Annotated in this window: 10 protein-coding genes; 4 read left to right on the top strand and 6 right to left on the bottom strand. The window is 72.2% G+C overall.

The annotated features are described in order from the left end of the window. Nucleotides 1-469 (bottom strand): TetR/AcrR family transcriptional regulator (locus tag ACWIF2_RS38775; RefSeq protein WP_454366167.1); only part of this gene is annotated, 469 nt, incomplete at its 3' end. 146 nt (nt 470-615) lie between these two features. Between ACWIF2_RS38775 and ACWIF2_RS38770 the strand changes: the two genes are divergently transcribed. Both ACWIF2_RS38770 and ACWIF2_RS38765 read left to right on the top strand, forming a co-directional pair. Further along, complete coding sequence (locus ACWIF2_RS38770; RefSeq protein ID WP_454366166.1) at nt 616-1,047, top strand: tautomerase family protein; 432 nt, start codon at nt 616-618, stop codon at nt 1,045-1,047. Beyond that, entirely contained in the window at nt 1,040-2,071 is a 1,032-nt protein-coding gene (locus ACWIF2_RS38765; protein WP_454366164.1) for a zinc-dependent alcohol dehydrogenase, read from the top strand. The genes ACWIF2_RS38770 and ACWIF2_RS38765 overlap by 8 nt, the downstream gene beginning before the upstream one ends. Here the strand turns inward: ACWIF2_RS38765 and ACWIF2_RS38760 are convergent. From ACWIF2_RS38760 to ACWIF2_RS38745, 4 genes are all read right to left on the bottom strand, one after another. Then, nucleotides 2,066-2,398 (bottom strand): STAS domain-containing protein, encoded by a 333-nt coding sequence (locus tag ACWIF2_RS38760; RefSeq protein WP_454366162.1) that lies wholly within the window; start codon nt 2,396-2,398, stop codon nt 2,066-2,068. The genes ACWIF2_RS38765 and ACWIF2_RS38760 overlap by 6 nt on opposite strands. Beyond that, nucleotides 2,395-3,717 (bottom strand): PP2C family protein-serine/threonine phosphatase, encoded by a 1,323-nt coding sequence (locus ACWIF2_RS38755; RefSeq protein ID WP_454366161.1) that lies wholly within the window; start codon nt 3,715-3,717, stop codon nt 2,395-2,397. The genes ACWIF2_RS38760 and ACWIF2_RS38755 overlap by 4 nt, the downstream gene beginning before the upstream one ends. Beyond that, a complete protein-coding gene (locus ACWIF2_RS38750; RefSeq protein WP_454366160.1) occupies nt 3,717-4,520 on the bottom strand; it encodes an alpha/beta fold hydrolase in 804 nt (267 codons plus the stop codon). Before ACWIF2_RS38750 ends, ACWIF2_RS38755 begins: the two co-directional genes overlap by 1 nt. 95 nt (nt 4,521-4,615) lie before the next feature. Further along, the gene (locus tag ACWIF2_RS38745; protein WP_454366158.1) at nt 4,616-5,629 is read right to left on the bottom strand and encodes a LacI family DNA-binding transcriptional regulator; all 1,014 of its coding nucleotides are present in this window, start codon (nt 5,627-5,629) and stop codon (nt 4,616-4,618) included. 172 nt (nt 5,630-5,801) lie between these two features. On the opposite strand from ACWIF2_RS38745, the gene ACWIF2_RS38740 reads away from it, so the two are divergent. Next, nucleotides 5,802-7,619, top strand: coding sequence for a glycoside hydrolase family 2 protein (locus ACWIF2_RS38740; protein WP_454366156.1), 1,818 nt, complete (start codon nt 5,802-5,804; stop codon nt 7,617-7,619). Nucleotides 7,620-7,645: 26 nt separating this feature from the next. Then, on the top strand, nt 7,646-9,085 hold the full coding sequence (locus ACWIF2_RS38735) for a glycoside hydrolase family 43 protein (RefSeq protein ID WP_454366154.1): 1,440 nt from the start codon (nt 7,646-7,648) through the stop codon (nt 9,083-9,085). A gap of 20 nt (nt 9,086-9,105) precedes the next feature. On the opposite strand, the gene ACWIF2_RS38730 is transcribed toward ACWIF2_RS38735, so the two are convergent. Continuing rightward, nucleotides 9,106-9,762: a maleylpyruvate isomerase N-terminal domain-containing protein gene (locus ACWIF2_RS38730; protein WP_454366152.1), complete on the bottom strand. Its 657-nt coding sequence runs from the start codon at nt 9,760-9,762 to the stop codon at nt 9,106-9,108. Between the last annotated feature and the right edge of the window lie 293 nt (nt 9,763-10,055).

Raw genomic sequence — 10,055 nt, 5'->3', positions numbered from 1 at the left:
GTGTGGTGCGCTTGGCGCGGCACATGGCCACGGTCCCCTCGACCGCCGCGACGATCAGAGTCGCGAGCTGTGCGGCTTGCTCGGACCCGGCGCCGTGCTCGCGCAGCGAGCCGGCCAGCAGGCCCTCCCATTCCTCGAACACGTCGGCGGCGGCCACCAGGGCGGTGGACGTCTCGTCGGCGGGGGGCTCCTCGATGGCGACGGCGAGGACCGGGCAGCCCGCCCGGAAGTCACTGTCCACGACGATCTGGCGCCACAGGGCGAGGAAGGCCCGCAGTCCGGCGACCGGGCCCGCCTCCAGCTCCTCGCGCAGACTGCGGGCGGCCCAGGCGCCCGTGTGGCGCACGGCCTCGGTCGCCAACTGCTGCTTGCCCTCGGGGAAGTAGTGGTACGTCGAGCCGAGGGGCGCCCTGGCGTGCTTGGCCGTCTCACGGATGCTCGTCGCGTTCAGACCGCGCCGGCTGATCATGTCGGCCGCACCGGCCACGATCCGCTCGCGCGCCGTCGGGCTGGGCTTGGTCACGTACGCGGTCCCCTTCCGACCCCCTGGCTATTACGGCCGTCATAGTCTAGCGTGACCGTCGCCTATAACGACTGTCATAGAGAGGTACGTCCATGCCGATGATCCGGCTCACGGCCCCGGCCGGCGCCCTGACCGAAGAGGGCCGCCGGTCCGTCCAGCGCGACCTCGCCGGCGTACTGCTGCGCTGGGAGGGCGCACCCGACACCCCGTTCTTCCGCGCCCAGGCGTGGAGCTACCTCGCCGAGCTGCCCGAAGGAGCCCAGACCACCGCCGAGGACGACGAGCCTCGCTTCCTGGTGGAGGTCACCGTCCCGCAGGGCGCCCTGTCCGAGCGCCGCAAGGACGGACTCGTCGAGGAGGCCACACAGACCGTCCTGGCCGCCGCCGGACTCACCCCGGACGACGCCCTGCGGGTGTGGGTGCTGGTGCACGAGCAGCCCGACGGCACCTGGGGCGCGGGCGGCTCCGTCATCCGCTACGCGGACCTCGTCGCCCTGGCGAAGGGGCAGAGCGCCGATGCGTGAACTGACCTATGTCGCCAAGCGCACCGTCGAGTGGCGCGAGGTGCCCGACCCCGAGGTCGAGTCCGGCCGGGCGGCGATCGTCGCCCCGGTGGCCGCCACGCCCTGCGATGTGGACTCCTCGATCCTCGCCGGGCACGGCTTCATCGAGCCGCCCTTCGCCCTGGGCCACGAGTGCGTCGCCCGGGTCGTCGAAACCGGCGACGCCGTCACCTCCGTGACCCCCGGTGACCTGGTCGTCGTCCCCTGGTCCATCAACTGCGGTACCTGCGACCGCTGCCGGGCCGGGCTGACCGCGCACTGTGCCGACGTCCCGTACATGGCGATGTACGGCGCACCGATCGGCGGCAGTTGGGGCGGGCTCTTCTCCGACCTGGTCCGGGTGCCCTACGCCGACGCCATGCTCGTTCCGCTGCCCACGGGCCTCGACCCGGTCGCCATGGCCTCCGCCAGCGACAACTGGTCCCTGGCCTGGCGCCTGGTCGCCCCCCACCTCAAGGCCCGTCCCGGAGCCCGGGTCCTCGTCGTCGCCCGGGGCAGCATCGGCCTCTACGTGTGCGACATCGCCCGCGCGCTCGGCGCCTCCGACGTGCTCTACGTCGACCCGGACCCCGAACACCGCACGCTGGCCCGCGCCTTCGGCGCCGCCACCGCCGAGGCACTCGAACCGGTCCCGCAGAGCTATGACATCGCCGTGGAGGCCACCGGCCGCGTCGACCAGCTCGCCCTGGCCCTCAAGTGCCTGACACCGGAAGGGATCTGCGAGAGCGCGGGCAACCACTTCCGCCCCGGTGAACTGCCCCTGCTCGACATGTACCTCACCGGCGTCACCCTGCGTATCGCCCGCGACAGCGTGCGCGCCCACATCCCCGACGCCCTCGCCCTCGCCGCCTCCGGCAGGGTCGCGCCCGAGAAGGTGGTCTCCCACGTCATCGACTGGGAGGACTTGCCGGACGCGCTGCCGGAGAAGCACCTCAAGCCGGTCTTCGTCAGGGCCGACGCCGCGGAGCCGCCGGGCGGGTCATGACATGGAGCCGCTGTCCGGACGCAGGGTGAAGACCTGGTCGAGGCCCACGAGCGTGAGGACACGCATCAGGTTCGCCGGTACGCCCGCCAGGACGATGCCGGCATCGGCGGCCAGGGCGTGCTGGCGGGCGGCGAGCAGGGCGGTGATGCCGGAGGAGTCGCAGAACTCGAGGCCGGAGAGGTCGAGGACCAGGCACTGCCCCGCTGTCAGGGGGAGCAGGCCGACCTGGCGGCGGAGTTCGGGGGCCTGGGCGTAGTCCAGGTCGCCGGCCACGTGCAGAACGGGACCGGTCTCGGCGTCGCGTTGGTGGATGGTCAGCGTCTTCATGTGGGGAAACTCGTCGTGGGGCGGATGGGGGAAGAGTCGGCCGGGACGCCGAGGGCGAGCAGGGCGGTGTCGTCGTCGAGCCCGTCGCCGAAGCCGTCCAGCAGCCCGGTGAGTGCGGTGATCACCTCGCCCGGGGCGGCGGGAGCGAGGCCGGCGCCGAAGGCGCGCAGGGCGCCCTCGCCGTACAGGTCGTCGCGGCCGGGGCCGGTGCGGGCCTCGGTGAGACCGTCGGTGTACAGCACGATCGTGTCGCCGGGGGCCAGGACGGTCTCCGCGGTGCCTATCGGTGCGTCGGGCAGGACACCGACGAGCAGGCCGCCGGGGGTGGGCAGGAACTCGGCGCGGCCGTCGGACCGCAGGACGAGAGCCGGCGGATGACCGCCGGAGGCGAGGCGCACGATCGTGGGACCGTGGTCCCCGCCGGGCTCGACGATCCCGAACACGCAGGTGCAGTAACGGGGATCGCCGTCGGCCGTGTACCGCTCGTGCAGTACGGCGTTCAGCGTGGCCAGCGCCGCGGCCGGCTCCGGGTCGTGATGGGCGGCGGCCCGGAGGGTGTAGCGGGTCAGCGAGGTGAGGGACGCGGCCTCGGGGCCCTTGCCGCACACGTCGCCGAGGAAGAACGCCCACCGGTCGCCGGCGACGGGGAACAGGTCGTAGAAATCGCCGCCGAGCTGGTCCGGGGCGGCCGTGTGGTAGTGGACGGCCGTCTCCAGACCCGGTACCGCGGGCAGCGAGTCCGGCACGAGGGACCGCTGCAGCACGGCCAGCGCGTCGGCCAGCCGCGCCCGGTCGGACTCGGCCTGCCGCCGGGCCTCGTCCGCCTCGGCGTGGGCCCGCTCCGCTTCCTTACGGCGGCGCAGCAGCTCCGTTTCGTAGGAGCGGCGGTCGGAGGCGTCGAAGACGGTGACCCGGATCAGCAGGGGTTCGCCCCCGGTGCCGTACTTGACCACGGCCGAGACCAGCACCGGCAGCCGGCCGCCGCCCTGGCGCCTCAGGTCCAGGGCGATACCGCGCAGCTCGCCCTGCATCCGCAGCAGCGGCGCGAAATGCGTCTCGTGGTACAGCCTCCCGCCGACGGTGAGCAGATCCGCGAAGCGCTTGCGGCCCACCACGGCCTCGCGTTCCAGGCCCAGCCAGTCCAGCAGCGTGGCGTTGATCTTGGCGATGGTGCCGTCCATCATCGTGGACAGGTAACCGCACGGCGCCGCCTCGTACAGGTCCTCCGCGCTGTCCTCCAGCAGCGCGGTGAACGCCGCGTCCGTGCCCGCCTCGTCCCCGGTCCCGGCAGGCTCCGGCGCGCCGTTCGCACGACACATCACTTCAGGGACTCCAGGAAGCCGAGGATCTCCGCCGCGGTGGCCTCCGGCGCGCTCAGCTGCGGGCAGTGCCCGGTGGCGTCGAGGGTGACCAGGCGGGAGGAGGGAATCGTCGTGTGCACATAGGCGCCGACCTCACGGGGCGCGATGGCGTCCTGCTCGCACTCCAGCACGAGGGTCGGCACGGCCACGCCCTTGAGGTCCTCCCGGCTGTCGGTCAGGAAGGTCGTACGGGCGAAGACCCGCGCGATGTCGGGGTCGGTGGCGCAGAAGCTGTTGGTCAGCTCCTGACCCAGCTCCGGACGCTCCGGATTGCCCATGATCACCGGGGCCATCGCGGACGACCAGCCCAGGTAGTTCGCCTCCAGGGAGTCCAGCAGCTCGTCGATGTCCTCGGTGCTGAACCCGCCGCGGTATCCCTCGTCGTCGATGTAGCGGGGCGAGGGCGTCACCATCACGAGTGCCCCGATCCGCTCCGGCGCGGCCTGCGCCGCCAGCACGCCGACCATGGCGCTGACCGAGTGCCCCACGAACACCGCCTGCCGGAGGTCCAGCTCCTCGCAGACGTCGACGACATCGGCCGCGTAGCCGTGCAGCGAGGAGTACCGCTCCTCGCTCCAGGCCGACAGGTCCGACCCGCCGGAACCCACGTAGTCGAAGAGCACCACCCGGTACCGCTCCGCCAGCGCCGGCACCACCAGGCGCCACATGTTCTGGTCGCAGCCGAACCCATGGGCCAGCACCAGCACCGGCGCGTCGTCGCGGCCGATGACGTTCACGTTGTTCCTGCGGCGGACGTCCATGCCGCCATGCTCCCACCTCGGCCGATACGGTTCGACGGCGGGCCGGGCAGCGGAGGGCCCGCATCGCGGGGCGCGGAGGGCCGCTCCGTCGCAGCTCAGCCCCCCGAGCTCTCCCGTACGACGAGCCGGTGCCCGGCCACATGGTCGCCCGGCGGCGCGGTGTCCGGGGCGTCGATCCGGGCCAGCAATTGGGCGACGGCGGCCCGGGCGATCTCCTGCTTGTCCGGGGCGACGGTCGTGAGGGTCGGGACGCTGAAACGGGAGGCCTCGATGTCGTCGAAGCCGACCACGTCGAGCTCGCCCGGCACGGAACGGCCCAGCTCGTGCAGGGCCCGCAGCGCGCCCAGGGCGAGATGGTCGTTCAGGCACAGCAGCGCGTCCGGGCGGGGGCCGCTTTCCATCAGCGCTGCGGCGGCCCGTGCGCCGTCCTGCCAGTGATAGGCGTCCACCCGCACCACCAGGCCGGGCTCGAAGGGCAGGCCCGCCGCTTCGAGGGCCTCGCGGTAGCCGTCGGTGCGCAGCCGGTCGGTGCCCTGGCGGCCGTGCAGGGCGCCGCCGACCACCGCGATGCGCCGGCGGCCCCGGGACAGGAGGTGTTCGGTGGCCTCGCGCGCCGCACGCACGTTGTCGATGCCGACATGGTCGGTGCCGCCCTCGGCGGAGCGCTCGCCGAGCAGGACCACGGGCAGGCGCCGGTCGCGGACGGCGAGATCACGCGGCTGGAGGGAGAGCGGACTGAGGATGACGCCGTCGGAGAACTGCGCGTCGAACCCGTGCAGCGCCGCCAGCTCCCGCTCGCGCACCGCCCCGGTCTGGTGCAGCAGGACGGTGTGCCCGCGCCGGTCGGCCTCGGCCATGACGTGCTTGGCCAACTCGGCGAAGTAGGCGACGTCCAGCTCCGGGACCGCCAGGGTGATCATGCCGGTGCGGCCCTGGCGCAGTTGCCGCCCGGCGATGTTGACGCGGTAGCCCAGGGCCTCGATCGCCTCCTGGACGGCGGCGCGGGTCCGCTCCGACACATGCTCGAAGTTGTTGATCACATTGGAGACGGTCTTGGGGGAGACGCCGGCGTACTCCGCCACGTCCTTGATCCTGGGTCTGGCCGCCACGCTGTCCCGTCCTTCCGACTGCCGAGATCGTACCGACTGCGCCCAGGTGCCGTCCGACGTGTTTACATCGATGTAAACCCATGGTGCCATGGGCACCGACCGGCACAGGAGACCCCCCCATACGCGACACCCGGCACACGCGACACCCGGCACACGCGACACAAGGAGCCCCATGGACGTGCCCCGCCCCGAACACCCGAGGCCCCAGTTCGTCCGGGACGCCTGGCTGAACCTCAACGGCGTGTGGCAGTTCGAGATCGACCGGTCGGACACCGGCCTGGAACGCGGACTGGCGACGCGCGAACTCGCCGGCACGATCGTCGTCCCGTTCTGCCCCGAGTCGGAACTCTCCGGGGTCGGGGACACGGACTTCATGGAAGCGGTCTGGTACCGGCGGACCGTGACCGTGCCCGCTGACTGGGCCGGTTCCCGGGTGCTGCTGCACTTCGGGGCCGTGGACCACGACACCACCGTCTGGGCCGGCGGCCGTGAAGTCGCCCGGCACCGCGGCGGCTTCACACCGTTCACCGCCGACCTCGGTGAAGTCGCCGTCCCCGGCGAGGAACTGACCATCGTCGTCCGGGCCCGGGACAGCCGCCACGGCGTCCAGGCGCGCGGCAAGCAGGCGACCTGGTACGCCAACTCCCACTGCCACTACACCCGGACGACCGGAATCTGGCAGACCGTGTGGCTGGAGCCGGTCCCGCGCACCGTCGCCCTCCGCAGACCCCGCATCACGCCCGACCTCGCCTCCGGCTCCTTCTTCCTGGAACTCCCGCTCTCCGCCAACGCGCCCGGCCACCGCGTCCGCGCCACGCTCACCGACGGCCACGGGGGCGTCGTCGCCGCCGAGGCGCGCGCCGACCTCGACCTGTGCCCCCGGCTCGTCCTGCCCGTGCCCGCCGACCGGCTGCGCCTCTGGTCACCGCGGGACCCGCACCTGTACGACCTGACCCTGGAGGTCCTCGACGCGGCCGGTGCGGTCGTCGACACGGCACAGTCCTACGCCGGCCTGCGCTCGGTCGCCGTCCACGGCAAGCGGCTGCTGCTGAACGGCGAACCCGTCTTCCAGCGGCTCGTCCTCGACCAGGGCTACTACCCCGACGGCCTGATGACCGCCCCGACCGACGCCGACCTCGTCCGGGACATCGAACTGGGCCTGCGCGCCGGCTTCAACGGCGCCCGGCTGCACCAGAAGGTCTTCGAGGAGCGCTACCTCCACCACGCCGACCGGCTCGGCTACCTGGTCTGGGGCGAGTTCGGCGACTGGGGCTGCGAGACCGGCGTACGCGACGACAACCAGCGCCCCGACGCCTCCTACGTCACCCAGTGGCTGGAGGCCCTGGAGCGCGACCACTCCCACCCCTCGATCGTCGGCTGGTGCCCGCTGAACGAGACGTACCAGCCGCTGCACGACCGCGTCACCCGGCTCGACGACGTCACCCGGGCGATGTTCCTGGCCACCAAGCAGGCCGACCCCACCCGCCCGGTGATCGACGCCTCCGGCTACGCCCACCGGGTCCCGGAGACCGACGTCTACGACTCGCACTGCTACGAGCAGGACCCCGCGGCCCTCGCCAGGACGATGGAGGGTCTGGCGCAGGACCGGCCGTACGTCAACCAGGCGCCGGACGGGCGGCCCTGGTCGGTGCCATACCGCGGACAGCCGTACTTCTGCAGCGAGTTCGGCGGCATCTGGTGGGACCCGGACGCGGCGGCCGGTACGGCGGGGGACGACCAGGACACCTCCTGGGGTTACGGGCAACGGCCGCGCGGTGCCGAGGAGTTCGTGGCCCGCTTCACCGGCCTGACCGGGGTGCTGCTCGATGACCCGGACATGTTCGGCTACTGCTACACCCAGCTCACCGACGTCTTCCAGGAACGCAACGGCGTCTACCGCTTCGACCGCTCCGAGAAGGTCGACACCACGCTCCTGCGCGACGCCCAGACCCGCCCGGCCGCCTTCGAGGACGCGCCACGCCATCCGTGACTACAACGATGCAAGGAGACCCGCACATGCGCTTACGATCCCGAAGTTCACTGTTCGCCGTCCTCCTGGCCCTGCTGCTCGGGCTCACCGCCGTCCCGTCGGCGGCCGGAGCCGACGCCCGGCCGAAGGCCGCCGCCGGCACCTTCCGCAACCCGCTCAACCCGGGCCCCGACCCCTACGTCTCGCACTGGAAGGGCAACTACTACCTCACCACCACCCAGGGCGACAGCATCCGTATGTGGCGCTCGCCCTCGCTGGGTACGCTGCTCACCTCGGACCCGGTGACCGTGTGGAAGGACACCGACAGCTCCCGCGACCGCAACATCTGGGCACCGGAGTTCTACCGCTTCGGCGACCGCTGGTACCTCTACTACACGGCCGACGACGGGGTCGACGAACACCACCGGCTGTACGTCCTGGAGTCCGAGCGGGACGACCCGGCAGGACCGTACCGCTTCAAGGCGAAACTCACCCCGCCCAACCACGCCGACAAATACGCGATCGACCCGGGCGTGTTCCGGCACAACGGCCGCCTCTACCTCGCCTACGCCGGCCTCAACCAGTACCAGCACAACGGCCTCAACATCGCCCCGATGTCCAACCCCTACACCGTCTCCGGTGACGCCGTCCCCCTCGACGCCGCCGGCGGCTGCCCCGAGGTGCGTGAGGGTCCGGAGTTCCTCCACCGCAACGGCCGTACCTGGATGACGTACTCGACCTGCGACACCGGCAAGCCGGACTACCAGGTCTGGATGATGTCCCTGCGCGACGGCGCCGACCCGCTCGTGCCCGGCAACTGGAAGCAGCACTCCGGGCCGGTCTTCTCCCGCGCCGACGACCGAGGCGTCTACGGCCCCGGGCACCATGCCTTCTTCCGCTCGCCCGACGGCACCGAGGACTGGATCGTCTACCACGCCAAGACGACCTCGACGAACACCTACACCGATCGCACCACCCGCGCCCAGAAGATCGGCTGGAACGCGGACGGCAGTCCGAACCTCGGCCGGCCCCTCGCCCTCGGCGCCACCCAGGATCTGCCCTCCGGTGACCCGGGATCCGGCACGTACTGGATCAACGACGACGGCCGCTCCAGCGGCGCCGGAAGCGTGGCCTACACGGGCGACTGGAACTCCGGCACCGGCTGCGCCACCCAGTGCTTCTGGGGCGACGACCACTGGAGCGACCGGGCCGGCAACACCGCCACCTTCACCTTCACCGGGACCCGCGTCGCCCTGCTGTCCGTCCGCGACACCGGCAACGGCATCGCCGGGATCAGCGTCGACGGCGGAGCCGAACAGCGCGTCGACTTCCACGGCGCGATCCGCACCGGCGAGAAGCTGCAGTACGTCAGCCCCAAGCTGTCGTACGGGCGGCACACCCTGCGGATCCGCTTGACCGGGGAGCACAACGCCGAGTCCCGGGGCGCGTTCGTGAGCGTGGACCGTGCGGAGGTGTACACGAACTGACGAACGGCCGGGGAGTCGGGTCAGCCCAGGTAGAGCGGGAGTTTCAAGGCCAGCTCGCCGAGTTCGGCCCGCTCCGCCTCCGTGGGTGCCCGCCTCCCGGTGCCCACCAGCAGCGCGTCCCGGTCGTGGAACGACGCGGGGAACGCGCTTCCCGCGATCCGCTCCAGCAGTTCGCGGGAGTGGACGAGCCCCTCCGCCGGCGGCTGCGCCGCGTCCGGGAGGTGCGCGATCAGGTCGAGGTGGTGCAGCGTCCACTCCAGGACGTACACCGAGAGGTAGTCCGCCACGGTGAGGACCTCGTCGCGGGTGCCGACCCGGCCGGCCGGGTCGGCGAGCCGGGCGGCGCGGCCGGCGGCGGAACCGACGTCGTCCAGGTGGAACGTGAGCAGGTGCGGATCCTCGTACGCGGCGGCGAGGCGGACGGTCAGCGCGTCGAGCGGGTCGTCGCCGGTCGGCGGTGTGTCGGCGACCTCCCAGTAGGTCACCGCGTCACGGGTGGGCTCCCGGTCGGAGGGTGTGGCGAGGGTGATCAGGACGTCCTGGGCGTCGATGACCAGATGGCACACCAGGTCCCGCACCAGCCAGCCCGTACAGCCGGACGGCCGGGCGAAGTCCTCGTCGGCCAGGTCGGCGACCGCCGCGCGCAACGCCGTCCAGGAGCGTGAGAAGAGATCCACCTCGGCAACGTAGCGCCGTGCCGCGAGGACGGACAAGCGCGTTTCGGGCGGGCGGTACGCCTTCCTCACAACTCCCGTACCACGCCCATGAGTTCTTCGGCATTGGACGCTGGCGGCCTCCAGACCGACCTCTCCGGCTTCGGCGGAGGCGGCGTCCACGGCTGCCGCTCCCTCGAAGGCACCTTCCTGGGCGGCTGACTGTTCTCGGGGCCGCGCGGCGGGCCGGGCGGCGGCAGCGGCCACAGCGACCTGATCGGGCCGGGGCTGCCCCGGGGGCGGGCCATGCCTCGGCC

The organism is Streptomyces sp. NPDC055506, assembly GCF_053643595.1.
Note: the sequence above shows the minus strand (reverse complement) of the source record. Positions and strands in the feature narration are given on the sequence as shown.